Raw genomic sequence first — 25,732 nt, 5'->3', positions numbered from 1 at the left:
CCGGACGCTCAAGCGTCGCCTCTCAATGAATAAGTTTGAATTTCCTTGTAACGAGGGGTTTCTTGCGGATGAATTTCGAATAATGAGAACGAATCGACCAAAAACTCCATTGCTTCGAGCCCCCAGCTCGCTGGAAGACTTCCGCCCTTCCAGCGGCTGGCGAGCGTAATATGCGGGACAAACGGTTTTGGGTCTGTCGAAAGCTGCAATGTCTCTAATTGTTGCACGACAGCTTGTTGAAGATTCATCAGCTCAGTGCTATCAGCCAGCGCTGCATAGACGATACGCGGGGTTTCCGGATTGCCGAATGTCTTGACGCCAGCGAGTTGTAAGCGAAACGACGCTTTGGCAATTTTTCCGAGCCGCTCGGCAATTTCCTGTAATTCCCCGAAACGGTCTTCGCCGATAAATACCAAAGTAATATGCATATCGCCCGGTGGTGTCAGGCGCTTATGCGTAGACAAATTCCAGGAATCTCTCGCTTGGCCAATTTGTTGTGCAATTTGCTGTGGAATACGGATACCAATAAAATAATGCGTGCTCATGGTCATCACCTCACTTCATTATAACTGACAAACATGAAAAAAGGACCGGCTCTTTGCCGGTCCCGGGATCGTATAATAAATGCAAGAATCAGGAAATGACACCCAATTTAATCCGCGCTTCAAATGCTTTTTGCAGTTTGCGCGTTATCTCGCCAGGTGTGCCATCCGCAATTTGTTGTCCGGAAATCTCGATCACCGGCATCACCTCAGATGTTGTAGAAGACATGAAGAATTCATCCATCTCAAGTGCTTGCTGTTTCGTGAACGCCGTTTCCACCACATCAATGCCAAGCTCTTCACAAAGTTCGAAGATGACCCGTCTTGTGATGCCGTTTAAAATCAAATTGGTTGCTGGATGAGTATAGAGAATGCCATCCTTGAGTCCATACATATTCGATGACGAGCCTTCCGTTACGGTATCGCCACGGTGAAGAATCGCTTCGAAATAGCCTTCTTCAGAAGCCTGCTGTTTCGCGAGCACATTACCAAGCAAGTTCAAGCTCTTGATATCACAGCGCAACCAGCGCATGTCTTCGAGCAGCAACGCCTTCACTCCGTTTTCCATAGCTTCCACCGGGCGTTCGACCGATTTCGTGTAACCGACAACAACCGGCTCTGCATTTGCCGGGAACTGATGATTGCGCGGAGCCGCCCCACGTGTGATTTGTACGTATACTTGACCGTTATCGATTTGATTCAACTCCACCAAGTCGTAGAGCATTTTATGGAACACATCTTTGGTATAAGGAACCGTAATGCGAATTTTTTCTGCACTGTCATAAAAGCGATCGATGTGTTCGGTTGCCGTAAATAAATCTCCTTCGTACACGCGAATCACTTCATAGATGCCGTCTCCGAACTGATAGCCGCGATCTTCTTTTGAAATCTCTACATCCTGTTCTTTTACCGTTTCCCCATTGAACAAAATCCATTCCATTGCCATTCCTTCTTTCCTGTCGTTATTTGCAAGCCAATTGATAGATGGCTTCTGCATAGATGGCTGTAGCTTTTACTAAATTGTCGATATCAACGAATTCATCGGCTTGATGCGCAACATCCGGTTCTCCAGGAAACAACATGCCAAAAGCAACTCCTTTATCGAGCACGCGGGCATATGTGCCGCCACCGATCGCCAATAAGTCTGCGTGTTCACCGGTTTGTTTTTCGTATGACTGCTGTAGCGTTTTGATAAATGGATCATTTGCATCTACATGGTGCGGCATCGAATTGGATACTATATCTACCCTAACACCTTCTAATTCATGGCCAGCCATCATCAATTCATCGAATGGGCAACTGACCGAATAACGCATGCTGACGCGTACATCAGCTCGCTCTCCTGCCTTGTAGCGTATGATACTGGCATTGAAAGTCGTATCTCCAGATGCCTCATCTGTATAGTCAAGCCCAAGCTTTCTGCCCCTAGAATCGCCGCTGAAATATTGGGCGATAAAGCGGGTGAATGCCGCTCCGTCTTGCGTCACTTTATCCTGCAAAAACTTCGCGAGCAAAATCCCGGCATTGACGCCGGCATCCGGCTCCATGGCATGGGCTGATTTTCCGTACAGGGTCAAAACGGTGCCATTAGCTTGCTGCTGGCAATCACCTGAAACGTCTTCCGCTCCGCAAAATTCACGGAATGCCAAATCGATTTCATCGAATGATAGCCCCACTCTTGCCACTGCTCGGTCCGGCACCATATTGGTTCGTTCCCCTGAAGTGAACTCCAGCAACTCGCCGGCATCTCCTGAAGCCAATGAATACTTGATGTCGGCAATGCCTTTTTCCGCATTGATGATCGGAAAATCCGCATCGGGAGCAAAACCGATATCCGGCATTTCTTCCGTCTGGAAATACCGCTCCACACAGCGGAATCCGCTTTCCTCGTCTGTACCAATAATCAAACGGACACGGCGCTTGAAATCGTATCCTGCATCCTTGACCATTTTCAGCGCCATCCATGCAGCGATTGTCGGCCCTTTGTCATCAATAGCGCCGCGGCCGAATAGTTTGCCGTCTGCGATTTCACCGCCGAACGGATCTTTTGTCCAGCCGTCTCCAGCCGGAACGACATCTACATGGCCAAGGATCCCGAGAAGTCCTGTCCCCTCGCCAGTTTCCAAATGCCCCGCCACATTATCGACGTTTTTCACTTGGAATCCTGCACGGTCTCCTTTTTCCAAAAACCAATCCAGCGCTTTTCTCACTTCTTTTCCGTAAGGAGCGTCAGGATTTCCATCTTCGCTTAATACGCTCGGAATTGCGATCAACTCCTGCAATTCACTGAGCAATTCTTCTTTACGCCGCTCTGCTTCCTGCTGCCAATCCATGCCTCACACTCCTTTTTGTTATGGCTATTGTACACCTTTTTCAAATAATTTAAAGAACAGCTGGCTTTTTTCTGCAGAAACTTTCTATTTCATGCATATTAAGTTCCCGTAAAGAAAACCCGAAATCATGGAATTCGAAACGTTTTTCCGCTATAATCAAATTGTCAGACAAGTCAAATTGACGGATTTTCTAAAAAAAGGAGCTGTCTACCGCTATTATTCCTTAATTGCTGTATACACCACACTCACGCGTCCGCTAGTCTTTGCCATTGGTACTAAAGATGAAGGAGTGGTTCTTAACTTATGAAACCCACAACTGACCGCATGCTCATTCGAATCAAAGACATGTACAAGTACATTCTCGAGAACGGGACTGTGACCACACAGGATCTGGTCGATGAATTCGGCATCACTCCTCGCACCATTCAAAGAGATTTGAATGTGTTGGCCTTTAACGAACTGATCAAAAGCCCGGTTCGGGGCAAATGGACAACGACGGAGAAAAAAGTCAAGATGACATCCTGAAAACAAAGAAAATGACCGCCTAGGCGGTCATTTTCTTTGTTTTAATGTGGTTAATTCTACTTCGCTCAATTCGCGGTATTCTCCGCTAGCAAGCGATTCATCAAGCGATAGCGGACCCATCGACAAACGCTTTAGAAACACCACTTGTTTGCCGACGCTTTCGAACATGCGCTTGACTTGGTGAAACTTGCCTTCAGTGATGGTCAATTCGATTTCGGATTCTTGTCCGCTGCGTAAAATGCGCAGCTTTGCAGGCTTCGTCTCATACCCATCATCGAGCACGACACCTCGCTGGAATGCCACTGCATCTTCCTCTGTCACCGGGCTATCGATTTTCGCATAATAAGTTTTGTCGACATGCTTTTTCGGCGACAACAGCTCGTGGGACAATTTGCCATCGTTAGTGATTAGCAACAGCCCTTCCGTATCTTTATCGAGTCGCCCAACCGGAAACGGTTCAAAGCGCTGTTCCTCTGGTGTCAGAAGGTCGATGACGGTTTCATCGAAGCGGTCTTCTGTCGCGGAAATGACGCCTGGCGGTTTGTTCATCATCAAGTAGATGAATTCCCGGTAAATCACCGATTCGCCCCCGACAGACACTTGGTCTTGTTTTTCATCTACGTGAAATTTAGGATCACGCACCGTTTCGCCGTTGACTTCCACATCTTTCGATTTCAGCAAGATTTTCACTTCTTTTCGTGAGCCAAATCCTGAATTCGATAATAGTTTATCGATTCTCATAGTTGTTTCCTCCTAGAAGCCGAAGCGTCTTGTAATGCGTGTAATTCTCGCGCCGAGCAGCTTCTGGGCAAGCCCTGTCTTCAAGCTGAGGTATCCGTAAACAATCGCGCCTACCCCACCGATCAAGATAATGCGGATCATCGACAAGAATTTATTGTCCATGCCGATCAAGTAATCCAGACCGTTCATCGCAAAATATACCGCAAGCGCCATAACAGCATTCAAGATGAGGATCAGTAAAATACGGCGGAATACCATTTTCGAGCGGTAATTCATTGTTCTTGAAATAATGATCATATTCATCGTGATGGCAACCACATAACCAATGATCGTCGCAGCGATTGCGCCATCCGTTTCGAACCACATGACGAGCGGCGTATTCAACAAGCCCTTCAAGCCAAGCCCAATTACTAAGTTGATAATAATCCATTTTTGTTTATTGATTCCCTGCAAAATGGAAGCGGTGACGGGGAATGCAGCGAATAGAATCGCGACCGGCAAATAATGTGCCAAGATCTCCGAACCGATGTCGCTCACTTGATAAAAGACATGGTACAGTTCATCCGACAGCATCGTCATGCCGATGACTGCAGGCAAGGTCAAGAATAAGATCAACTGGAACGACTGATCCAATGTTTTCGTTACTTGCAAGTGCTCATTGCGCGTGAAATGCTTCGTGATGAGCGGAATGAGCGCCATCGAGAAGCCTGTCGCGAGCATGACTGGGATCATTACCAGTTTATGGGCAGTCAAATTCAAAATCCCGAGTAAATCCGTTTCCATGATATTATTGCCAGCTGCCATGGCCCGATTAAAGGTCATCAAATCGACAAACTGGAACAAAGGGTTGGCGATGCCAAGGAAAATGACCGGCACGGCATATAACAGGATCTCCCGGTACATATCGCGCAAGCGGACATCGTAAGATTCCACAGACGTCGACAGCAAATGATTGTACTCCGGTTTCTTTTTGCGCCAGAAATAATACAAAGTGACGAGCCCGCCCAGTGCACCAATAGCAGCGGACAATACCGCAAACTGAATGGCGGTTTTTGGCGTGCCGTCGAATATGTAAATGACTGCGAACGCACCGCCGAGCAAGAAGATGATGCGGACGATCTGTTCGATCAATTGCGACACGGCGGTCGGCATCATGTAATTATAGCCTTGGAAAAAGCCGCGCCACAGACTCATGAACGGCACCACGATCAACGCGAAGCTGACCCAGCGGATGGCATCTGCAATATCGCCTACCGAGTAGATAGGCTCATCGTCTGAGATGGTAATACGAGCAAGCGGTTCTGCCAATAGATACAGTGCCAAGAACGACACGAATCCTGTAACCATCATCGTCAATAAGCCTGAACGCAATAATCTCCTCCCGGTTTCATAATCACCGAGTGAATTGTATTTGGCCGTGAATTTGGAGAACGCGATCGGCGCACCGGAAATCGCCAGTGCCAACATCAAGTTATACGGAATGTAGGCATACTGGTAAAGCCCGATATTATCCTCTCCCACCATGCTGTAGAATGGGATGATATAAATGACGCCGAGCACTTTCGACAGAAATAAACCTAATGTTAAAATGGCGGTACCTTTAATTAATGAGGACATTTTGCACTCCCTGACTTGTTCAAAATAAAAAGCAATCTACACGATAGTTTACACCTATAGACAAAATTACTCAACGTGTTTTGACTCATCGTGTATACTGAAAAGAAAAACGAAAGTGAGTTTTTACTATATGTATGACATCATCATCATCGGCGGAGGCCCTTCCGGCTTGATGGCTTCCATCGCTGCCGCATCAAACGGCAAGCGCGTGCTGCTCGTCGAAAAAGGCAAAAAGCTAGGAAAAAAATTAATCATCTCCGGTGGCGGTCGCTGCAACGTGACGAACCGCCTGCCGTTAGAAGAAATCGTCCGCCACATTCCCGGCAACGGGCGTTTCATGTACAGCCCGTTCTCCGTCTTCAATAATGAAGACATTATCGAGTTTTTCGAGAACCTCGGTGTCGAGCTAAAAGAAGAAGATCACGGCCGCATGTTCCCGGTATCCAACCGTGCACAAGACGTGGCGGATGCGATGTTTGGCGAGATGGACCGGCTTGGCGTTGAACGCAAACTTGATTCCCCCGTCAAAAGCTTATTGATGAACGACGATAAAGTGACCGGCATCCGCCTGCACTCTGGCGAGGAATTCGAATCGCACGCAGTCGTTGTCGCAGTCGGCGGCAAAGCGGTGCCGCAAACCGGATCGACCGGTGACGGCTATCCGTGGGCGGAAAAAGCGGGACACACCGTCACCGATCTCTACCCAACGGAAGTTCCGTTATTGTCTACTGAACCGTTCATCAAATCACGCGATCTTCAAGGACTCGCGCTTCGCGATGTCGCCGTCACGGTTTTGAACAAGAAAAACAAAGCACTCGTCACCCACCAGATGGATATGCTATTTACCCATTTCGGCTTGAGCGGCCCAGCCATCTTGCGCTGTAGCCAGTACGTTGTGAAGGAAATGAAGAAAAACGGCGGCCAAGCGGTCACTGTGCGCATTAATTCCATGCCGAATGACAACGCAGAATCGGCTTTCCAGCTCCTAAACAAGCTGATGAAAGAAGAACCGAAAAAAGCGTTGAAGAATGTTTGGAAAAGCTTGGCGCAGGAACGCTGGCTGTTGTTCTTGTTGGACCGTGCAGGCATCGACCCGCAATTAACCGGCGCTGAATTGCCGGCGGATAAAGTTCGTTCACTCGCTAGTGAGATGACGGCATTCACGATGACCGTTTCCGGCACACAGCCGATTGAGAAAGCCTTTGTTACGGGCGGCGGCGTGTCGATCAAGGAGATCGAGCCGAAGACGATGCATTCGAAGAAAAAGCCCGGCTTGTTCTTCTGCGGCGAAATCCTCGACATCCACGGCTACACCGGCGGCTATAATATCACATCCGCCCTTGTCACCGGACACGTTGCAGGAAAAAACGCAGCCGAGTTCGCTGCTTCTTATCAAACCGAAAGCCCCATTGCTTAAGCAATGGGCTTTTTTCTTTGGAATGAAATTGAAAGGGCAAATGAGAACTCACTTCTTAAAGTAGACAGAATCAAAGATAGCGGGAGTTTTCTTGTAAAGATGTTACTGAACATTGAAGTAAGTTTCTTCTTTGTATTCGCCACCTTGCTTTGGATTGGCCTCTTGCAGGAAGCCAGGAAGACCACCTGTCTTCCTGCGTCGGCTCACCCTTGGCGCTCGGCGGCTGAGCGATTTCGTTGTGTGAAGACTGTTTAAGCAGATCTACTTCTTTAGGTAGTTGCCGGCTAGTGGGGAAATCGCTTCCCAAGAAGCGGTCGAACAGCATGTTGTTGCATTTAGTGTGGGGTAACCAGCGACATGTTTTTCAGCATGAAACAAGTTGCAAAATATGATGCATTTCTACAAGGCTCATTAATTAAAGTCGAAAAAAGATCTCCCGCTCTAAAACTAGAGACGGAGTGGAAGGAGGCTGACGCCTGTGGGACCGCGCGGGCTGGCGAGACAAACGTGTCGCGCACTTTGCGACACGTTGGCTCAACACCCGCCCCACGGCAAGCAGCCCCCTGAAACGCAGTCGAATTGCGGAAGCTATTCTATTCACTTCATTTATCTTTCTGTCGCATCAACTGCATGACTCGCATCCTGCGAGCCCCAAGCAGCCATTGGAGTGCCGTCGAATAACAGAAACTATTTAATTCTCTAATTTAGTATCACAAAAAGCCGCCAGAGAAATTTCCCTGGCGGCTTTCATTATTTATCCTACAACGATATTAACCAATTTCCCTGGAATGGCGATGACTTTGCGTACTTGTTTGCCTTCAGCCGCCTTTTGGACGTGCTCGTCGGCGAGTGCCGCTTCTTCCAGTTGTTCTTTCGTGCTGTCTTTTGCGACAGTCAGCTTGCTTCTCACTTTGCCGTTCACTTGGACGACGATTTCGACTTCATCGTCGACCAGTTTCGACTCATCAAACTCAGGCCATGCTTCATACGTTACCGTCTCGCTATGTCCAAGTTTGTTCCACAGCTCTTCAGCCAAATGCGGCGCAATCGGCGATAGCAACTTCACAAAGCCTTCGACGTATTCTTTCGGCAAGTTCTCCGCTTTATACGCTTCGTTGATGAAAACCATCATTTGGGAAATAGCTGTGTTGAAACGTAGGCCATCAAAGTCTTCTGTCACTTTTTTGACGGTTTGGTGATAAACTTTCTCTAATTTGCCGTCGTTTTGTTTAACGACTTTGTTTGAGATCGTTCCATCTTCGACCAGCAAACGCCAGACGCGATCAAGGAAACGGCGGGATCCGTCGAGTCCGTTTGTTGACCAGGCGATCGACGCTTCAAGCGGCCCCATGAACATTTCGTACATGCGCAGTGTATCCGCCCCGTGGCTTTCGATGATTTGGTCCGGGTTGACGACATTGCCTTTGGATTTCGACATTTTCTCGTTGCCTTCGCCGAGGATCATTCCTTGGTTGAATAATTTCTGGAACGGTTCTTTCGTCGGCACGACGCCAAGGTCGTACAGCACTTTGTGCCAGAAACGCGCGTACAATAAATGAAGGACGGCGTGTTCTGCACCACCGATATAGACATCAACCGGAAGCCAGCGTTTCAATAATTCTGGATCCGCAATCGCTTCGTCGTTGGTCGGATCGATAAAGCGCAAATAATACCAGCAGCTGCCGGCCCATTGCGGCATTGTGTTTGTTTCGCGGCGGCCTTTCATGCCCGTTTCAGGATGCGTCACGTTGACCCACTCTTCGATATTGGCAAGCGGCGATTCGCCAGTTCCGCTCGGTTTGATGTCTGTCGTGACCGGAAGTTCGAGTGGCAGATCCGCATCGTCGACCGGTGACATTGTGCCGTCTTCCCAGTGGATGATTGGAATTGGCTCTCCCCAATAACGCTGGCGGCTGAACAGCCAATCGCGCAGGCGGTACGTGATTTTCTTCTCGCCGACGCCTTCCGTCTCGAGCCAGTCGATCGCTTTTCCGATCGCTTCGGTTTTGTTCAAGCCGTTAAGGAATCCAGAATTGACGAGTTCGCCGTCACCAGCGTATGCTTCTTCGTCGATGTTGCCGCCTGAGACGACTTCAACGATCGGCAATTCGAATTGTTTGGCGAATTCGTAATCGCGCTCATCATGTGCCGGAACCGCCATGATGGCACCAGTTCCATAAGTTGCGAGGACGTAATCAGCGATCCAGATCGGCATCTTCTCGCCGCTTGCCGGATTGACCGCATAAGCACCTGTGAAGACGCCCGTCTTGTCTTTTGCCAGATCGGTACGTTCCAAATCGCTTTTCGTTTTCACTTTGTCGATATATTCAGCTACCGCTTCACTTTGTTCGGATGTCGTGATTTCTCCGACCAATTTATGTTCTGGGGCAAGTACTGCATATGTTGCGCCGAAAATTGTATCCGGGCGAGTCGTGAAAGCACGGAAAGAAAGCCCTGTGCCGTCGATCTTGAATTCAAGCTCAGCCCCTTCGGATTTGCCGATCCAGTTGCGCTGCATGTCTTTCAAGCTTTCCGGCCAGTCGAGTTCGTTCAAATCTTCCAACAAACGGTCTGCGTATTCCGTAATACGCAGCACCCATTGGCGCATCGGGCGGCGTTCGACCGGATGGCCTCCGCGTTCAGAAACGCCGTCGACCACTTCTTCGTTGGCGAGCACTGTACCAAGTGCCGGGCACCAGTTGACCGCTACTTCATCAACATACGCCAAGCCTTTATTGTAAAGTTGGATAAAAATCCATTGCGTCCATTTGTAGTAGTTCGGGTCGGTCGTGTTGATTTCACGGTCCCAATCATACGAGAAGCCAAGTTCCTGAATTTGGCGCTTGAAAGTCTCGATGTTTTTAGCCGTAAATTCAGCCGGGTCATTTCCTGTATCAAGCGCATATTGTTCAGCCGGCAAACCGAAGGCATCCCAACCCATCGGATGCAGCACATCGTAGCCTTGCATGCGTTTTTGGCGGCTCAAAATATCGGTCGCCGTGTAACCTTCCGGGTGCCCTACGTGGAGACCGGCACCTGATGGATACGGGAACATATCCAGCGCGTAGAATTTTTCTTTGCCTGGCGTATTTTCGGTTTTGAAGGTTTTGTTTTCCTGCCAGTGACGCTGCCATTTCTTTTCAATTTCCTTGTGGTTAAACGACATTTCCTATTTCCTCCTCTAAATACAAGCGGATGTCCGCATGCCTTACATAATTTTAAGCAAAATAAAAACTCCCGCCCCTTAAACTAAGGGACGGGAGTTTTCCCGCGGTACCACCCAAATTAGCGCTATAGCGCTCAACTTGATTCCTTAACGCGGAAAACGGCGCAATCATTGCGCAGACTCCAAGGCGAGTTTGGATATCCTGCAGGCCGGCTCGCACCATCCGCCGGCTCTCTGTGCTGCAAAAACATCCTACTATTCCTCTTCACGGCCATTTGCTATTGATTTCATTTTAGCTGAGCGCTCATTTTTATGCAATAGCTCAGTGTACTTTGACGCCTTCTGTATTCAGTTCAGCATCAGTTGCAGCGACGACGTCATCGACTGAGAAGCCTTCGAACACTTCTTTCAAAACCAGCCCGGTGTCCGTCACTTCGATTACAGCGCGTTCCGTGATGATCAAATTGACGACTGCTTTGCCGGTCAGCGGCAATTCACACGCCTTCTTGATTTTGGCGGAACCGTCTTTTGAAACATGATCCATGATAACAATGACTTTTTTCGCGCCGTGCACAAGGTCCATCGCACCGCCCATGCCTTTGATCATTTTTCCGGGAATCATCCAGTTGGCCAGGTCACCGTTCTCTGCGACTTCCATGCCCCCCAGAATGGCCACGTCGATATGACCACCGCGAATCATCGCGAATGACTCAGCGCTCGTGAAAAAGGCGGAGCCTGGGATGGTGGTAACCGTTTCCTTGCCGGCGTTGATCAAATCGGGGTCAACTTGATCTTCGGTCGGATAAGGCCCAATGCCAAGCAAACCGTTTTCAGATTGCAAGACGACTTGCTTGTTGTCGGAAATGAAGTTTGCGACCAAGGTCGGCATACCGATGCCTAGGTTGACGTAATCTCCATCGTTGATTTCTTTTTCTGCCCGTTTTGCGATTCGTTCTCTGATAGCTTGTTTGTCCACTTCTGTCCCCACCCTTTCTTAACGCGTTGTCAAACGCTCGATTCGTTTTTCCTGATCTGCTTGGAACAAGCCTTGCACATAAATGCTAGGTGTTTGCACCTGATTCGGATCAATATCGCCGATTTCCACTAAATGCTCAACTTCTGCAATGGTCACTTTTCCGGCTGCCGCTGCTAGCGGGTTAAAATTCTGTGCCGTCTTGTTGTAAACAAGATTGCCCATTTTATCAGCCTTATGTGCACGGACAAGTGAAAAATCTGCTTTCAAAGCCATTTCCAGCACATGTTCCTTGCCATCAAATTCGCGGATTTCCTTGCCTTCCGCAACAGTCGTGCCGACGCCAGCCGGTGTAAAGAAAGCCGGGATGCCCGCGCCGCCTGCACGCATTTTTTCAGCGAGCGTGCCTTGTGGCGTAAGTTCCACTTCGATTTCGCCAGACAGCACTTGGCGTTCAAATTCTTTGTTTTCACCGACATATGAGCCGATCATTTTTTTGATTTGTTTGTTTTTCAGCAATAAGCCGAGTCCCCATTCATCCACTCCACAGTTATTGGAAATAACGGTCAAGTCTTTGACCCCTTTATCGACTAGCGCCAGGATTAGCTGTTCTGGAATTCCTACCAGCCCAAATCCTCCGACCATGATGGTGGCGCCGTCTTTTATCGGTTCGACTGCCTCTTTGGCAGAATTGTAAATCGGTTTCATCGCGTGTTTCCCCCTCTGCAACATTAACTGAATTTTAATTCAATAAAACGCTTCCATTACCAATTTAACCAAAAGTCCTTTGTAAACGCAACAAGGATCGTGGCGCACAAGCTTTCCGGCTGGCAGCTGCGTGTTATAATAGCGAGCAAGGAGTGGTTTTAATATGAACAAGGAATTCCCTTTCCCAAGCGACGGGAAGCGTTACTATACATGGAATCGCCATTTGCGCGACCAGTTCGGCGAAAAGATCATGAAGATTTCGCTCGATGCTGGATTTGATTGCCCAAACCGCGACGGCACGGTCGCTTTTGGCGGCTGCACCTTTTGCTCGGTTGCAGGATCCGGCGATTTCGCCGGCGATCGCGTCGATCCGATTCCCGTTCAATTCGAGCAAGTAAAAGCCAATATGCACCGCAAATGGAAAGATGCCAAATACATCGCCTATTTCCAGGCTTATACGAATACTCATGCGCCGATCGACGTCATTAAAAAGCAATTCGAAGCGGCACTCGCGCAGGACAATGTCGTCGGCATCAGCATCGGCACACGTCCTGATTGTTTGCCTGATGAAGTCGTTGAATACTTGGCCGAACTCAATGAACGCACGTATTTGTGGGTAGAACTCGGCTTGCAAACGGTTCACGAGCGCACCGCCCGCCTCATCAACCGCGCGCATGATTTTGATACATACAAAATAGGCGTCGACAAACTGAGGGCACACGGCATCAATATTTGCAGCCATATCATCAACGGCCTACCGCTTGAAGACCAAGACATGATGATGGAAACAGCTCGTGCCGTCGCACAGCTCGACGTTCAAGGGATCAAGATCCATCTATTGCATTTACTGAATGGCACCCCCATGGTCAAACAATACGAAAAAGGTATGCTCGAATTTATGGAAAAAGATGCCTATATCCAACTGGTCGCCGATCAATTGGAAATCATCCCGCCAGATATGGTCGTCCAGCGCATCACAGGAGACGGGCCGATCGATTTGATGATTGGACCGATGTGGAGCACCAATAAATGGGAAGTGTTGAATGGTATTGACAAAGAACTTGAAACACGCGGCAGCTGGCAAGGAAAGCATTTTGTCGGGAGTGTGGTTTTATGACTTTGCAACGTGTCTTGCCGTTCACTAAATCTTTGCTCGAACAAGCTATTCAACCTGGGGACATTGCAGTAGATGCCACCGCCGGAAATGGGCACGATACCCATTTCCTCGCGGGACTTACCGGTAATAGCGGAAAAGTGTACGCCTTCGATATTCAAGCACAAGCCATCGAAGCGACCAAACAGCGCGTCGAAAATTTTCCCCATGTCGAATTGATTTGTGATAGCCACGCGAAAATCGAACAATATGTAACAGAGCCGATTGCCGCCGCCGTCTTTAATCTCGGCTATTTGCCAAAAGGCGACCACTCTATCATCACAAAAGCTGACAGTACTTTGCAGGCAATCGGCCAATGCCTAGAGCGGTTAAAGGTTAACGGCTTGGTGCTGGTGGTCATTTATTCAGGACATGATGGCGGCAGCGAAGAGCGCGACGCTGTCATGGATTACGTCAAGCAATTGCCGCAAGTCGACTACGATGTCATGAAATATGAATTCATCAATCAACAGCATTCCCCGCCCTTTTTGGTCGCCATCGAAAAAAAACAACCGCGCAAACAAAAGTGAGTCCAAAAGTAAAGAGCAGCGTGCATTTGCACGCTGCTCTTTTACTCATTTCTCTACCGGGCCTTCTAGGACGATTTTCCCGATTGTCTTGCCGGACATCAATTTTCCGTAAGCTTCTTTCAAATTTGCAGCATTGATTGGCGTCATCCTGTCATTAAGTGTCGACCGGATCTTGCCCATATCCGCCCAATCCGACAATTCATTCAACAAATGGTGCTGATCGATCATATCCTTCGTTTGATACATTGAACGTGTGTACATTAATTCATACACAAAAGTTACGCTTTTTCCGAACAGGGACGGAGCAAGTGGTTCAAACGCTGGCAGGATGGAACAAATCTTACCTTGAGGCTTGATTGCCTCAGCCATTCCTGCCATGTGGTCATCGGTATTGGTCAGACAGAAAATATAGTCCACACCTGCAATACCTACTTTCTCTAATTGAGGCAACAATTCCTCATGATGGTCAATTATAAAATGTGATCCAAGTTTTTCTGTCCACTCCATCGTTTCCTGCCGTGACGCCGTTCCAATAACCGTCAGTCCAACTAAGTTTGCAATTTGCGTCGCAATCGAACCGACACCGCCTGCAGCCCCGATGATGAGAATATTTTTGCCTTCGTTGTCTTGAGGGTTTTTGGAGATGCCCAAGCGGACAAATAAAGCTTCCATCGCCGTGACGCCTGTTAAAGGCAAGGCTGCCGCATGCGCAAAATCCAACTTTTTCGGTTTATGGCCAACGATGCGCTCATCAACTATATGAAATTCGCTATGACCGCCTGCTCTAACGTTGGTGCCTGCGTAGAATACTTCATCACCTACTTCGAACAATGAACACTCATTGCCAACGGCCACCACCACTCCAGCAACGTCTCGCCCGACGATCGTCAAGGAATCATCGTCCTGCTTTTTTGCATCGCGTGTTTTATAATCGGTCGGGTTCACTGACACGGCCTTTACCTCGACAAGCAAATCATGCTCTTTTGGCTCAGGCTTATCCAATTCTACCGCTTCAAATTCCGGTGGCTGTTCCGTATTTCCAGGTTTGTAAAATCCAAGTGCTGTCATTTTTGAACTCAATTCACTTCGCCTCTCTTTCCTTTATTCATATATTCATTGCCATTCGTTCTATTGCACAGCCGAAATATCTTCAACGTAAGCATCAACAACCACTGGCCTTTTGCTTGTTTTCACTTTCGATAAGGCATCTTGTAATTCTTCGCGCGTTTTTACGGTATACCCCTCTCCGCCGCACGCGATGGCGAATGCCGCAAAATCGATATTGGCAATTTCGACATTTGTCGGCTTGTTGCCCGTCATTTTCTGTTCGTCTTCGATTAATTGAAGCTTTTGGTTGTTGAAGACGATGACGAGCATCGGCAAATCGTATTTCACTGCGGTGACAAAATCTTGCATGCCCATAGAAAATCCGCCGTCTCCGACAATGGCGATCGCTTGTCTATCGGGATAGGCCAGTTTCGCTGCTAAAGCCCCAGGAAGACCGCAGCCCATCGTACCGAGCCACGACGACAATACGAGCTTTTGCCCAGTCAGCTGCAAATATTTTGCCGTCCAAATCGTGATGCTCCCGACATCGAGCGAAACGACGGCATCGCGCTCCATGATGTGTTGGATTTCACCGATCACTTGCTGGGGCTGGAGTTTATCGGTTTGTTTATCGATATCTGCCTGCAGCTTGTCATGCCAATCGTTCCTTTTCTCTTTGAATTCCTCTAAAAAACCAGCATCTCGTTCACCGAGCTGACCTGTTAACCAAGAAAGTGCCGGTCCAAGATCACCCACAATCCCAACTGTCGCTGGATAATATTTGCCGATTACTCGAGGGTCGACATCAATCTGGATAGCTTGCGCTTTTTCCGGCAAATACTCACGGTATGGATAAGCAGTACCTGCTAGGATGACGAGGTCTGTCTGCTTCATCGCTTGTTTTGCCGGCTCTGTCCCGAGTTGCCCGAGCTGCCCTAAATTATTCGGGTGGTCATCTGGAACCAAGCCTTTTGCCGGAAGCGAAGCAATCAGCGGCGCGTTTAATTTATCGGAGAATGCCAATACTTCACTAGAAGCATTCTGCGCGCCTTTGCCTGCCAGAATGACTGGTTTTTTCGCAGATTGCAATAGCTCGAGTGCCTTAGTCAAATCGTCTTGTGCTGCCCGGATGTGTGGTTCTGAATATTCGGGGGACGTCATCTGTTGGTCGCGTTTAATTTTCGTGCTGAATAAATCATCCGAGACGACAAGGACAGCCGGCCCTTTTTCAGCGTAAGCTGCACGGACTGCCTGGTTGAGCATATCGGGCAATTGCTCGGCGGTTTGCACGCGGCGGTTATAGACCGATACGTCTTCAAACATCGATTCCAATTTCAACTCCTGAAACGTGTCGGTGCCAATGGAGTCGCTGGCTACTTGACCGACAATCGCAAGTACCGGTGTTTTGTCTTTCTTCGCATCATACAAGCCGTTTTGTAAATGAATCGCCCCAGGTCCCGCAATCGACAAGCACACGCCGATGTGCCCTGTCAGTTTCGAATAGGCCGAGGCGGCAAGCGCGCCGGTTTCTTCGTGACGGATCTGGATAAAGCGAATGTCCACTTTGCGTAATTCTTCCATCAATTCGTTAATAGAATCTCCCGGCATTCCGTATATATGGTCTACATTCCATTGCTTTAATAATTCTACTGTGTGGCTGCCTGCGGTACGATCGAACATATTCATTCCTTCTTTCCTGATTTCTGTTGTTTCAACTCTTTATCCTTCCAGCGCATCTCTAAACCTTTTTCTATCCATATAAAAAAGCAGCAAGCTGTTTATCAGCCTACTGCTTTTCAGAGATTCTTTTTTTCATTTCTTCAGCGATCAATCGGAACGTCGTTAATTTATCATTGAAGTCATAAGCGACAGAGACAATCATCACTTCATCAGCCCCGTATTCTTCACCAAGCGCTTCCAATTGATCCACCACTTGTACAGGGTCCCCGACGACCATGCGCCGGCGATTTTCTGCCACGAGCAGCTTTTCAAATTTTGAATACTCATAAGTAAGCGCTTGATCAGGCGGGGGCGTCCCGTCAGAAGGCATTGCTTGCGCCCCCATCGCAAGAGACAGATCCAAGGAAGACGCGACGTATTCCGCCTGTTCTTGTGTGTCCTGACATACGGCAAAAATCGCTAGGCCCACATACGGCTTGTTGCCTTTATGAGGGACGAATGTTTTTCTGTAGCTGTTTGCAAATGGCTGTCCGCCTTCGCCATTAATGAAATGAGCGAACATATACGGCAAGCCCTTTTCGGCCGCCAAGCGCGCAGATCCTTCACCAGAGCCGAGCATCCAGATCGGCGGTGCATGTGGTGGCAGGGGTGTCGCTTTCATGCCGTAGTAATCATGGCTTTCTGGAATGCTGTTTTCCAAATACATGCGCAGCTCATCCAACTGCTCCGGAAAACGTCCCGCATCCCGCACACGTCCATTCGATAAAGCGAATGAGGCTCTCGGCATGCCACCTGGCGCACGGCCCACTCCAGCATCAATGCGGCCAGGGTATAAACTCTCCAGTAAATTGAAATTCTCGGCCACTTTGAAGGCCGAATAATGCGGCAGCATGACGCCGCCGGAACCAAGGCGGATCGACCTCGTTCTCGCGCCGATATGACTGATTAAGATCTCCGGAGAAGAACCGGCTAGGGTTTTGGCATCGTGATGTTCCGATACCCAAAAACGCGTATAGCCCCAGTCTTCTGCGTGTTGTGCTAACTGCACCGTATCAGCTAGCGCTTGTTGCGCTGTCTGTCCTTGAGAAACCGGAGATTGATCCAATATGCTGAAACGAAGCGGCATTTCCATCTCTCCTTTTTATTAACTATCGTTGTGAATAGATTAAAGGATTATTGGCTGCGGCGCATTCTTTCCGCTTCAACTGCCGTTTCGGCAAAATGCAGCATGGACTTGAATATTTCATCGCGCTCCGGTTCTTGCAGCAAATCGTGATAGCAGAACGGCCATTCCTTAAAATGAAATTCATTCGCAGACTGCTTGGACAGCCATGACCGTCCAGCTTTCGTCTGCGTAATCAAATCCCGCTGGCCCGTCTGAAGCATAATCGGCATATCCGGCAACTGTAGATGTGCGGCCTGCTCCAAATAAACGAGTAATTCTTTCCACCAAGCCGGCGAACTGAGCGATTGGATCGCTTGAGGCGCTTTCGCCGACTCTTCTTGGAATTTACGTCTCGTCAAATGACGCAATTCCACTCCGTGGTCGACTTTCCCTTTGCCGGTCAGTTTGCTGAGTCCGGACAAGGCAAGTGTTGGCTTGCTCGGGACTTTTTGCAGCTCAAACCAAGGAGAGCTTAGGATGGCGCCAGCAACAGGATGGCGATTTTCTGATAGCGCATGGATAGCGATCGAAGCGCCAAGCCCGTGTCCAGAAAGAATAACCGGCAAGTTATTTTCTGCCGCTAAGCGCAGCAGTTCAGCAGCGGTTTTGTCGTAATCATAGAAAGATTCCCGGTGCACAGCATCGGCTGATGTCTGCGTTCCGTGGCCTGGTAAATCAGCCATATACACATGAAAGCCATTCCTGCGCCAGTTTTCGATTTGCCATGCATAACGCTGATGTTCCTCATAGGCACTATGAATCAACACCACGACGCCTTTCGCTTCACCTTCTGCTTGCCACTTCCACATAACGCGCGCCTCCCTTATCCAGCTCGATCGATTGACCTTTTCCAATGTTTTGATACGATTAGAACTAATTACATCTTATCAATCTTAAAGGAGCTTTGCCATGATCTATCCATATAAAGACAAATCACCAAAAATTGACAAATCTGCATTTATCGCTGATTATTCGACTATAACAGGCGATGTCACAATCGGAGCTCATTCATCGGTCTGGTTCAATACCGTTATCCGTGGAGACGTTGCCCCGACCATTATCGGAAACAACACCAATATCCAGGATTTATCAATGTTACACCAAAGTCCGAACACCCCTCTTATACTTGAAGACGATGTAACGATTGGCCACCAAGTGACCTTGCACAGCTGCACCGTGAGAAAAGGCGCGCTCGTCGGCATGGGCTCGATAATCCTCGATGGCGCGGAGATCGGGGAAGGTGCTTTTATCGGCGCCGGAAGCCTTGTGCCGCAAGGAAAAACCATTCCAGCCGGCACGCTCGCATTCGGACGCCCCGCAAAAGTAGTGCGCGAATTAAACGAAGCGGACAAAACAGATATGGAACGCATCGTCCGGGAGTATGCGGAAAAAGCCGCCTACTATAAATCTCTTCAATAGAAAAAGCAGACGGAATTTTTCCGCCTGCTTTTTTCTTATGCGTTCGCTTGTTGTTTCAAAGCATCCGCTTTGTCTGTGCGTTCCCACGGAAGGTCGACATCCGTGCGTCCGAAGTGGCCATAAGCCGCTGTTTGTTTGTAAATTGGGCGGCGCAGATCCAACATCTTGATGATGCCGGCTGGACGCAAATCGAAGTTCGCGCGTACTAGTTCGATGAATTTATCTTCGCTGACTTTGCCTGTACCGAACGTATCGACCGCAATCGATACCGGATGTGCAACGCCGATTGCATAGGCAAGCTGCACTTCACACTTATCAGCAAGTCCAGAAGCGACGATATTTTTCGCGACGTAACGGGCTGCATAAGCACCGGAACGGTCAACTTTCGTTGCGTCTTTACCAGAGAATGCGCCTCCACCGTGTCTTGCGTAGCCACCGTACGTATCAACAATGATTTTACGGCCAGTAAGACCAGCATCGCCTTGTGGCCCGCCGATTACGAAGCGGCCAGTCGGGTTGATGAAGTATTTTGTCTCTGCATCAAGCAATTCAGCCGGTACGACTTCATTGATGACATATTCCTTCAAGTTGCGCTGGATTTGCTCCAAAGAAACTTCCGGATGATGCTGCGTTGAAATGACAATCGTATCGACACGCACCGGTTGATTGTTTTCATCGTATTCAATCGTTACTTGCGTTTTGCCATCAGGGCGCAAATACGGCAAGATTTCTTCTTTGCGCACTTCCGCCAGGCGGCGTGCAAGTTTGTGCGCCAAGCTGATCGGCAATGGCATCAATTCTTCTGTTTCGTTGGAAGCATAACCAAACATCAAGCCTTGGTCGCCTGCCCCAATTTCATCCAATTCCTTATCGGTCATCTGTCCTTCACGAGCTTCAAGTGCCACGTTGACGCCTGCAGCGATATCCGCCGATTGCTCATCGATTGCCGTTAACACAGCACTCGTCTCGGAGTCGAATCCGTATTTCGCGCGCGTATAGCCAATTTCTTTGACGGTTTGGCGGACAACTTTTGGAATGTCTACGTAAGTAGATGTCGTGATCTCTCCTGCAACAAGGACAAGTCCTGTTGTTACAGTGGTTTCGCATGCCACGCGTGCATTTGGGTCTTCTGTTAGGATGGCATCCAGAATTGCATCTGAAATTTGGTCGCAAATCTTATCCGGATGGCCCTCTGTTACTGATTCTGATGTGAATAATCGACGGTTTGTCAAAAAAAGTTCCTCCTTATATCCTGCGAGATTGCTCTCGAAATTGATACGGTACTCGTTTTCCCATGTCAAGTCCGTTTCCCTAGAGGGAATTGAACTTCCAGCTTTTTCAGCCTGCACACGAGGATTAAGGGCATTCCATAAAAAAATCCCTTCTCTCATCTTTAAGCAATGAGGAAAGGAATAATCATCATAAGCACCTTTCACTCTTATCGTCCAAGGCATACGCCTTGCTTCAGGTTGGGCACCATCGCTGCATAAACAGCAGGTTGCCGGGTTTCGTAGGGCCTGCACCCTCCACCAGCTCGGAATAAGAGTATCCGTTCAATTTCCCATCATACGGAATGAGTCAAGCGCTGTCAACGTTTTTAAAGGAAACGGTTGTCAGACTTTTAAGCATGCATCTTTTTCTACTATTGTATAAACACAAATCGCGAACATCGACAGATTTCTAGTTATTAGTATAGACTAATCATGGCAATGTGTTATACTAATGTTCGAATATACATCTTCCCCATTCATTTGGGAATAAACGAAAAGGAAGGTACATATATATGACTTCAGTGAACCTATCAAATGATTTGAAAGAGCTTGTGAACGGCTCGAATATCCATATGCAATTATCCGTTCCCCAATTGGTGGAAGCGGCAACATCCCGCGGGGAGGCTGTTCTTACGCGTGAAGGCGCTGTCAAAGCGGAAACTGGCAAATATACAGGCCGTTCGCCTAAAGACAAGTATATGGTAGAAGAGGCAATTTCGAAAGACAAAATTGACTGGGGCACTGTCAATCGCCCGATTTCCTCTGATATTTTTGAAAACCTATATGCTAAAGTCATCAATCATTTGAAAGAAAAAGACGCTTTGTATGTCTTCAAAGGCTTTGCCGGTGCAGATCCTGAATCGCGTCTGGCGATTCAGACGATCAATGAATACGCTTGGCATAACCTATTCGCCCATCAATTGTTTATCCGCCCTACTGCGGAAGAATTGAAGACGCATGAAGCTGAATTCACTGTCGTTTACGCTCCGACTTTCCACGCAGACCCTGCAGTGGACGGAACGGATTCTGAGACCTTTATCATCGTATCGATGGAAAAGAAAATCATCTTGATCGGCGGTACGGAATACGCTGGCGAAATGAAGAAATCCATCTTCTCGATCATGAACTATATCCTTCCTGAAAAAGACATCCTCCCGATGCATTGCTCAGCAAACGTCGGCAAAAACGATGATGTTGCTTTGTTCTTCGGCCTTTCAGGTACTGGAAAAACAACCTTGTCGGCTGATGAAGACCGCAAATTGATCGGTGACGACGAGCATGGCTGGTCCGATAACGGCGTCTTCAATATCGAAGGCGGCTGCTATGCCAAAACAATTAATCTATCACGTGAAAACGAACCACAAATTTTTGACGCGATTCGTTTCGGCTCGGTACTAGAAAACGTAGTGGTCGATGAAGATACCCGCATCCCGGATTACGATGACGGCTCGCTGACTGAAAATACGCGTGCAGCTTATCCGATCGATGCCATCGATAATATCGTCGTCCCTTCTGTTGCAGGACACCCGAAAACGATCGTCTTCTTGACGGCTGATGCATTCGGCGTATTGCCTCCAATCAGCAAATTGACGAAAGAGCAAGCGATGTATCATTTCCTTAGCGGTTACACATCGAAATTGGCTGGCACAGAACGCGGTGTCACGTCACCTGAAGCAACCTTCTCGACTTGCTTCGGCTCTCCATTCCTTCCGCTTCACGCAACCGTTTACGCTGAAATGCTCGGCGACAAGATCGATGAGCACGGTGCAGACGTCTACCTCGTAAACACGGGATGGACTGGCGGCGAATACGGCGTCGGGAGCCGCATGAAATTGTCCTACACACGCACGATGGTCCGCGCAGCAATCCGCGGCGACTTGAACGGTGTCGACATGGAACACGAATCGGTCTTCGGATTGAATATGCCGAAAGAAATTCCTGGCGTCCCGACCGAAGTTTTGAATCCACGCAACGCATGGGCTGATAAAGAAGCTTATGACCAAAAAGCACAGGAACTGGCGAAGAAATTCAAAGACAACTTTGAAAAATTCGGTACTGTGGATGCTGGCATCAGCCAAAAAGGCGGCCCTACGCATAATTAATCCAATTAAAAAGGCCAAGAGAAATGAGTCATTTCTCTTGGCCTTTTTTGTTTATTTTATTGTGGATTTCTACTTAAGCTTCTACCTCATCTTGACGACTAACTATGCCATTTTTGCGCTTCTCCTGATCTTTCATCCATACCGTCAATGCCTTCGCGGTTTTACGGTTCGCCAAAGGTGGGAAGAAATGCGTATAATCTGGAAAATACCAGGTTTCACAAGGCTGATGATTGAGTTCCAAAGCTTGTTCTAACAGAAAGGCTTGCTGAGGTGAGACATTATCGTCTTTCAAGCCATGGATAATCAGGTAAGCTGCCTTGCTTTCTCCGATATGCATCAACGGATTACGCTCTTCAAATGCCGGAAGTGCGGTATTCGGCGTGCCGCCGTAAAGCCGTTTCATCATGCGGCGCATATCCAGCCGCTCTTTATAGGTCAGTACCGTATCTGTTACACCAGCCCAGGTTACGACAGAACAAATATCATTTCTCAAAATAGCTGTCCACAAGGCCATAATGCCGCCACGTGAAAAGGCCAATAAATGTACCGGACCAGTACTGAATTTCTTTAGCACATCCACGGCATGGACAGCATCATAGCGATCTGCACCGGCAAATTCGTCTTTCCCTTCACCGCCCCGATTGCCCCTGTAATAAGGCGCGAACACAGTAAATCCCATGCCTGCAAATTGCGCGATCCGTGCCGGTCTTACCATTCCAATTGATTGGATGCCACCGCGCAAATATAAGATTCCGCTGCCGCTTGAAACGGTTTTCGGTTCTGCCAGCAAGCCTTTAATGCGCAAGCCCTCAGACCAATACGTCACTTCGCTCAAGCGCACATTCGGATTCGGCGAAGGATACCACCTCATCGATTCAATGTCTCCATTTTTCAATAGTCTTCACCTTCTCTATAATCGCTTCCATCCCCGCGTCGCGCATGAGGAAGCTGTAATTTTCATCGACCATAAGTTTCGGAACCAGTACAGGACCCTCTGTCTCCATCCACTGCACACTCTTCATGTTCTTGATAGTCGCAGTAAATACTGTTTTACTGAAAGCTTGATCTGTATGAACTTGATACTCCGCGAGCCATTCCAATTCATTCACGACGGCTCCGGTTTCTTCATAAACTTCCCGCTTCGCTGCCTGTTCCAGTGATTCACCTGGCTCTGCTTTACCTCCAGGAAATTCAAGTCCACGAACAGAATGTCTCGTCAATAGCCACTGCCCTTCAAACTTCCCGATGACCAGCACATGCCGGCTTTCAATTTGCGACCGCCCCTTTTCAAAAAACAAGTGGCAAACACATCCATTCAAATCTCTATACTCCATCGAACATCCTCCCGGCTTCAGAAAAAGCGTACAACCGGCTATCGGTCGTACGCCCATTTCTTCTATTCTACTTCTTTTCGCCAAGAAATGCAGACAGCATCCAGGAATGCTTTTCCAAGTTTTGATGAATGGCATTGAACATGTCTTCTGTCATGTCATCACCGTCTTGAGAGGCGAGTTCCATTCCCTTTTTCAAAGATTTCATGATTTTGTCATAATCGGAAACGATGTTATCGACCATTTGCTCCGCGCTTTCGCTGCTTGTCGCTTCATCGACGACCGACAGTTCAAGTTGTTCTTTCATCGTCGCAACAGGCTTCCCGCCTAGTGCCAGCAAGCGCTCCGCAATTTCATCCATATGAAGCGTCGCCTCGTTATATAGTTCTTCAAATTTCACGTGCAAAGTAAAGAAAGAAGGCCCTTTAACATACCAGTGGAAATTATGTAATTTCGTATAAATTACTGACCACGAAGCGACTTGAACATTTAATTCTTCATTTAAAGCTGTTGACACAAGACATCACTCTCCATTTTTTAATAAGTTCCTATGCTTTATAATTACCTCTGAAAGCTCTACAATAAACATCAACGAATCTCAATCAAACGAGAAAGAAGTGGTCTCACCATGAAAACTGCATTGATCAAATTGTTCCGTTTTTATCAACGCTTCATCTCTCCCTTGTCCCCGCCGAGCTGCAGGTTCTATCCAACTTGCTCTCATTACGGCATTGAAGCCGTAGAAAAACACGGAGCTTTAAAAGGCGGCTATCTCGCAACTCGTCGCATATTGAGCTGCCATCCGTTCCATAAAGGCGGAGTAGATTTTGTCCCCGAAGAATGGCCCCCTAAAAAATAGGCGGGTTTTTCTTGTGTTCAAGAGCGTTCTATTGTATGATTCTAAGAGTCAATAAAACGTAATGATTACATTTTATCATTCACCAAAAACTCGGAGGGACATTTAATATGAAGAAATTAGCAGCATTATCGGGAATCGCACTTATTTCATTGCTAGCCGCGTGTGGCAATACCACAGAACCCGGCAACGGAGCGGAAGATGAAGCAGCGGAAGGAAAGCTCGATGTTTATGCGACCGTTTACCCGCTAGTCTATTTTGCAGAACGCATAGGCGGCGATCGCGTCGATGTTAAATCGGTTTATCCAGCTGGAGCAAACGAACACAGTTTTGAACCGACTCAAAAAGACATGATCAATATGGCAGACGCCGACTTGCTCTTTTATGTCGGATTAGGCCTTGAAGGCTTCATCGACAGCGCACAGGAAACGCTGCAAAACGAAGACCTTGAATTTGTCGTAACCGCAGATGGCATATCCGATGAACAACTCGAAGACGCGGCAGGTACACATACAGAGGACGAACACGGCCATGAAGAGGAGGATGCACATGAACACGAAGAGGATGGCCATGCTGGAGAAGGCGAAAGCCAAGAGGAAGAGAGCGGCCATGAAGGGCATGACCATGGCTCCACCGACCCACACGTGTGGATCTCCCCAGTATTAAGCCAAGAACTCGCTGCTTCTGTCCGTGATTCCCTAATCGAGCAAGACCCACAAGGCGCAGAACAATTTGAGGAAAATTACGAAGAGCTCGTCGCAGAACTCGAAACGCTCGATGAATCCTTCCAAAATCTACACACAAAAGTCGAACGCGATACCTTTTTCGTGTCACACGCGGCTTTCGGCTATCTGGCCGAACCTTATGGATTTGAACAAGTCGCCGTCGCAGGATTGAATAGCCAAGATGAACCGTCCCAGAAAGAATTGACGGAAATCGTCGACATGGCTCGCGAGAAAGACATCCAATATATCGTCTTCGAGCAAAACGTCTCCTCGAATTTGACGGAAGTCATCCAAAAGGAAGTCGGGGCCGAAGCGATCGAAATGCATAACCTCGGTGTGCTGACTCAAGAAAACATCGACAACGACGAAACGTATTTCACTTTGATGGAAAAAAATCTTCAAGCACTCGAAACCGTATTGAAATAGCAAAA

The 25,732-nt window shown here is 48.1% G+C and carries 25 protein-coding genes, 1 riboswitch and 1 other annotated feature; of the genes, 9 read left to right on the top strand and 16 right to left on the bottom strand.

Translation table 11 applies throughout. The features are described from left to right. Window positions 1-8: 8 nt before the first annotated feature. The 3 genes from thpR to pepV all read right to left on the bottom strand — a co-directional run bounded on the left by thpR (window position 9) and on the right by pepV (window position 2,875). On the bottom strand, window positions 9-545 hold the full coding sequence (thpR, locus tag BBI11_RS06275) for an RNA 2',3'-cyclic phosphodiesterase (protein WP_068465632.1): 537 nt from the start codon (window positions 543-545) through the stop codon (window positions 9-11). 88 nt (window positions 546-633) lie between these two features. Then, a complete protein-coding gene (gene dat / locus BBI11_RS06270; RefSeq protein ID WP_068461564.1) occupies window positions 634-1,482 on the bottom strand; it encodes a D-amino-acid transaminase in 849 nt (282 codons plus the stop codon). A 22-nt stretch (window positions 1,483-1,504) separates the two neighbouring features. Then, window positions 1,505-2,875, bottom strand: coding sequence for a dipeptidase PepV (pepV, locus tag BBI11_RS06265; protein ID WP_068461562.1), 1,371 nt, complete (start codon window positions 2,873-2,875; stop codon window positions 1,505-1,507). A 127-nt stretch (window positions 2,876-3,002) separates the two neighbouring features. Between pepV and BBI11_RS16550 the strand changes: the two genes are divergently transcribed. Together BBI11_RS16550 and BBI11_RS06255 are read left to right on the top strand one after the other, a co-directional pair. Then, window positions 3,003-3,182 (top strand): hypothetical protein, encoded by a 180-nt coding sequence (locus BBI11_RS16550; RefSeq protein ID WP_068461560.1) that lies wholly within the window; start codon window positions 3,003-3,005, stop codon window positions 3,180-3,182. Continuing rightward, entirely contained in the window at window positions 3,179-3,400 is a 222-nt protein-coding gene (locus BBI11_RS06255) for a DeoR family transcriptional regulator (RefSeq protein WP_058381140.1), read from the top strand. Before BBI11_RS16550 ends, BBI11_RS06255 begins: the two co-directional genes overlap by 4 nt. Before the next feature lie 27 nt (window positions 3,401-3,427). Here BBI11_RS06255 and BBI11_RS06250 read toward each other — a convergent pair whose 3' ends face one another. Then, window positions 3,428-4,141 (bottom strand): pseudouridine synthase, encoded by a 714-nt coding sequence (locus tag BBI11_RS06250; protein ID WP_068461558.1) that lies wholly within the window; start codon window positions 4,139-4,141, stop codon window positions 3,428-3,430. A 12-nt stretch (window positions 4,142-4,153) separates the two neighbouring features. Next, entirely contained in the window at window positions 4,154-5,758 is a 1,605-nt protein-coding gene (locus tag BBI11_RS06245) for a putative polysaccharide biosynthesis protein (protein ID WP_068461556.1), read from the bottom strand. Window positions 5,759-5,888: 130 nt separating this feature from the next. Between BBI11_RS06245 and BBI11_RS06240 the strand changes: the two genes are divergently transcribed. Beyond that, the gene (locus BBI11_RS06240) at window positions 5,889-7,175 is read left to right on the top strand and encodes a BaiN/RdsA family NAD(P)/FAD-dependent oxidoreductase (protein WP_068461553.1); all 1,287 of its coding nucleotides are present in this window, start codon (window positions 5,889-5,891) and stop codon (window positions 7,173-7,175) included. A gap of 754 nt (window positions 7,176-7,929) precedes the next feature. Here BBI11_RS06240 and leuS read toward each other — a convergent pair. The 3 genes from leuS to BBI11_RS06220 all read right to left on the bottom strand — a co-directional run bounded on the left by leuS (window position 7,930) and on the right by BBI11_RS06220 (window position 12,022). Continuing rightward, on the bottom strand, window positions 7,930-10,341 hold the full coding sequence (gene leuS / locus BBI11_RS06230) for a leucine--tRNA ligase (RefSeq protein WP_068461550.1): 2,412 nt from the start codon (window positions 10,339-10,341) through the stop codon (window positions 7,930-7,932). Window positions 10,342-10,424: 83 nt separating this feature from the next. After that, window positions 10,425-10,619: a binding site (T-box leader), on the bottom strand. Between the two features lie 44 nt (window positions 10,620-10,663). Then, a complete protein-coding gene (locus BBI11_RS06225; protein WP_068461547.1) occupies window positions 10,664-11,317 on the bottom strand; it encodes a 3-oxoacid CoA-transferase subunit B in 654 nt (217 codons plus the stop codon). An 18-nt stretch (window positions 11,318-11,335) separates the two neighbouring features. Next, window positions 11,336-12,022 (bottom strand): CoA transferase subunit A, encoded by a 687-nt coding sequence (locus tag BBI11_RS06220; protein ID WP_068461546.1) that lies wholly within the window; start codon window positions 12,020-12,022, stop codon window positions 11,336-11,338. A 163-nt stretch (window positions 12,023-12,185) separates the two neighbouring features. On the opposite strand from BBI11_RS06220, the gene mnmL reads away from it, so the two are divergent. Beyond that, a complete protein-coding gene (gene mnmL / locus BBI11_RS06215; RefSeq protein WP_068461544.1) occupies window positions 12,186-13,139 on the top strand; it encodes a tRNA modification radical SAM protein MnmL/YtqA in 954 nt (317 codons plus the stop codon). Beyond that, complete coding sequence (gene mnmM / locus BBI11_RS06210; RefSeq protein ID WP_068461542.1) at window positions 13,136-13,705, top strand: tRNA 5-(aminomethyl)-2-thiouridylate-methyltransferase MnmM; 570 nt, start codon at window positions 13,136-13,138, stop codon at window positions 13,703-13,705. Before mnmL ends, mnmM begins: the two co-directional genes overlap by 4 nt. Before the next feature lie 45 nt (window positions 13,706-13,750). Here mnmM and BBI11_RS06205 read toward each other — a convergent pair whose 3' ends face one another. The 4 genes from BBI11_RS06205 to BBI11_RS06190 form a co-directional block, all read right to left on the bottom strand. Beyond that, on the bottom strand, window positions 13,751-14,773 hold the full coding sequence (locus tag BBI11_RS06205; protein WP_068461540.1) for a zinc-binding alcohol dehydrogenase family protein: 1,023 nt from the start codon (window positions 14,771-14,773) through the stop codon (window positions 13,751-13,753). 60 nt (window positions 14,774-14,833) lie between these two features. Further along, window positions 14,834-16,432, bottom strand: a complete 1,599-nt coding sequence (locus tag BBI11_RS06200) for a pyruvate oxidase (protein ID WP_068461538.1) — start codon at window positions 16,430-16,432, stop codon at window positions 14,834-14,836. A gap of 106 nt (window positions 16,433-16,538) precedes the next feature. Further along, window positions 16,539-17,558 carry an LLM class flavin-dependent oxidoreductase gene (locus BBI11_RS06195; RefSeq protein ID WP_068461536.1) on the bottom strand — a complete coding sequence of 340 codons (1,020 nt, stop codon included), beginning with the start codon at window positions 17,556-17,558 and terminating at the stop codon, window positions 16,539-16,541. Between the two features lie 47 nt (window positions 17,559-17,605). Continuing rightward, the gene (locus tag BBI11_RS06190; RefSeq protein ID WP_068461534.1) at window positions 17,606-18,406 is read right to left on the bottom strand and encodes an alpha/beta hydrolase; all 801 of its coding nucleotides are present in this window, start codon (window positions 18,404-18,406) and stop codon (window positions 17,606-17,608) included. A gap of 100 nt (window positions 18,407-18,506) precedes the next feature. On the opposite strand from BBI11_RS06190, the gene BBI11_RS06185 reads away from it, so the two are divergent. Next, window positions 18,507-19,016, top strand: a complete 510-nt coding sequence (locus tag BBI11_RS06185) for a gamma carbonic anhydrase (protein ID WP_068461533.1) — start codon at window positions 18,507-18,509, stop codon at window positions 19,014-19,016. Window positions 19,017-19,051: 35 nt separating this feature from the next. Here the strand turns inward: BBI11_RS06185 and metK are convergent, their stop codons facing one another. Continuing rightward, window positions 19,052-20,248 carry a methionine adenosyltransferase gene (gene metK, locus BBI11_RS06180; RefSeq protein WP_068461530.1) on the bottom strand — a complete coding sequence of 399 codons (1,197 nt, stop codon included), beginning with the start codon at window positions 20,246-20,248 and terminating at the stop codon, window positions 19,052-19,054. A 203-nt stretch (window positions 20,249-20,451) separates the two neighbouring features. Then, window positions 20,452-20,562: riboswitch (SAM riboswitch) on the bottom strand. A 237-nt stretch (window positions 20,563-20,799) separates the two neighbouring features. Between metK and pckA the strand changes: the two genes are divergently transcribed. Further along, window positions 20,800-22,389, top strand: a complete 1,590-nt coding sequence (gene pckA / locus BBI11_RS06175; RefSeq protein ID WP_068461528.1) for a phosphoenolpyruvate carboxykinase (ATP) — start codon at window positions 20,800-20,802, stop codon at window positions 22,387-22,389. 73 nt (window positions 22,390-22,462) lie between these two features. Here the strand turns inward: pckA and BBI11_RS06170 are convergent, their stop codons facing one another. The 3 genes from BBI11_RS06170 to BBI11_RS06160 all read right to left on the bottom strand — a co-directional run bounded on the left by BBI11_RS06170 (window position 22,463) and on the right by BBI11_RS06160 (window position 24,237). Beyond that, window positions 22,463-23,284, bottom strand: coding sequence for an alpha/beta hydrolase family protein (locus BBI11_RS06170; protein ID WP_083389021.1), 822 nt, complete (start codon window positions 23,282-23,284; stop codon window positions 22,463-22,465). Further along, a complete protein-coding gene (gene ytkD / locus BBI11_RS06165) occupies window positions 23,265-23,723 on the bottom strand; it encodes an RNA deprotection pyrophosphohydrolase (RefSeq protein WP_068461527.1) in 459 nt (152 codons plus the stop codon). The genes BBI11_RS06170 and ytkD overlap by 20 nt, the downstream gene beginning before the upstream one ends. A gap of 67 nt (window positions 23,724-23,790) precedes the next feature. Next, a complete protein-coding gene (locus BBI11_RS06160) occupies window positions 23,791-24,237 on the bottom strand; it encodes a Dps family protein (protein WP_068461525.1) in 447 nt (148 codons plus the stop codon). A 111-nt stretch (window positions 24,238-24,348) separates the two neighbouring features. Between BBI11_RS06160 and yidD the strand changes: the two genes are divergently transcribed. Together yidD and BBI11_RS06150 are read left to right on the top strand one after the other, a co-directional pair. Further along, a complete protein-coding gene (yidD, locus tag BBI11_RS06155) occupies window positions 24,349-24,579 on the top strand; it encodes a membrane protein insertion efficiency factor YidD (protein WP_068461522.1) in 231 nt (76 codons plus the stop codon). Window positions 24,580-24,686: 107 nt separating this feature from the next. Next, entirely contained in the window at window positions 24,687-25,727 is a 1,041-nt protein-coding gene (locus tag BBI11_RS06150; protein WP_068461516.1) for a metal ABC transporter solute-binding protein, Zn/Mn family, read from the top strand. The last annotated feature ends 5 nt before the right edge of the window (window positions 25,728-25,732 follow it).

The organism is Planococcus maritimus (genome assembly GCF_001687625.2).
GTDB classification, from domain to species: Bacteria; Bacillota; Bacilli; order Bacillales_A; family Planococcaceae; genus Planococcus; species Planococcus maritimus.
This window is presented reverse-complemented; position numbering and strand designations above follow the sequence as displayed.

Bases quoted from the DNA above. Each gene is read 5' to 3' on its own strand.
- ytkD (WP_068461527.1), bottom strand. From the start codon at position 23,723: ATGGAGTATAGAGATTTGAATGGATGTGTTTGCCACTTGTTTTTTGAA.
- BBI11_RS06185 (WP_068461533.1), top strand. From the start codon at position 18,507: ATGATCTATCCATATAAAGACAAATCACCAAAAATTGACAAATCTGCA.
- BBI11_RS06245 (WP_068461556.1), bottom strand. From the start codon at position 5,758: ATGTCCTCATTAATTAAAGGTACCGCCATTTTAACATTAGGTTTATTT.
- yidD (WP_068461522.1), top strand. From the start codon at position 24,349: ATGAAAACTGCATTGATCAAATTGTTCCGTTTTTATCAACGCTTCATC.
- BBI11_RS06205 (WP_068461540.1), bottom strand. From the start codon at position 14,773: ATGACAGCACTTGGATTTTACAAACCTGGAAATACGGAACAGCCACCG.
- BBI11_RS16550 (WP_068461560.1), top strand. From the start codon at position 3,003: ATGGAATTCGAAACGTTTTTCCGCTATAATCAAATTGTCAGACAAGTC.
- BBI11_RS06255 (WP_058381140.1), top strand. From the start codon at position 3,179: ATGAAACCCACAACTGACCGCATGCTCATTCGAATCAAAGACATGTAC.
- BBI11_RS06195 (WP_068461536.1), bottom strand. From the start codon at position 17,558: ATGCCGCTTCGTTTCAGCATATTGGATCAATCTCCGGTTTCTCAAGGA.
- pepV (WP_068461562.1), bottom strand. From the start codon at position 2,875: ATGGATTGGCAGCAGGAAGCAGAGCGGCGTAAAGAAGAATTGCTCAGT.
- mnmL (WP_068461544.1), top strand. From the start codon at position 12,186: ATGAACAAGGAATTCCCTTTCCCAAGCGACGGGAAGCGTTACTATACA.
- BBI11_RS06200 (WP_068461538.1), bottom strand. From the start codon at position 16,432: ATGTTCGATCGTACCGCAGGCAGCCACACAGTAGAATTATTAAAGCAA.
- pckA (WP_068461528.1), top strand. From the start codon at position 20,800: ATGACTTCAGTGAACCTATCAAATGATTTGAAAGAGCTTGTGAACGGC.
- BBI11_RS06150 (WP_068461516.1), top strand. From the start codon at position 24,687: ATGAAGAAATTAGCAGCATTATCGGGAATCGCACTTATTTCATTGCTA.
- mnmM (WP_068461542.1), top strand. From the start codon at position 13,136: ATGACTTTGCAACGTGTCTTGCCGTTCACTAAATCTTTGCTCGAACAA.
- BBI11_RS06250 (WP_068461558.1), bottom strand. From the start codon at position 4,141: ATGAGAATCGATAAACTATTATCGAATTCAGGATTTGGCTCACGAAAA.
- BBI11_RS06240 (WP_068461553.1), top strand. From the start codon at position 5,889: ATGTATGACATCATCATCATCGGCGGAGGCCCTTCCGGCTTGATGGCT.
- leuS (WP_068461550.1), bottom strand. From the start codon at position 10,341: ATGTCGTTTAACCACAAGGAAATTGAAAAGAAATGGCAGCGTCACTGG.
- thpR (WP_068465632.1), bottom strand. From the start codon at position 545: ATGAGCACGCATTATTTTATTGGTATCCGTATTCCACAGCAAATTGCA.
- dat (WP_068461564.1), bottom strand. From the start codon at position 1,482: ATGGAATGGATTTTGTTCAATGGGGAAACGGTAAAAGAACAGGATGTA.
- BBI11_RS06190 (WP_068461534.1), bottom strand. From the start codon at position 18,406: ATGTGGAAGTGGCAAGCAGAAGGTGAAGCGAAAGGCGTCGTGGTGTTG.
- BBI11_RS06220 (WP_068461546.1), bottom strand. From the start codon at position 12,022: ATGAAACCGATTTACAATTCTGCCAAAGAGGCAGTCGAACCGATAAAA.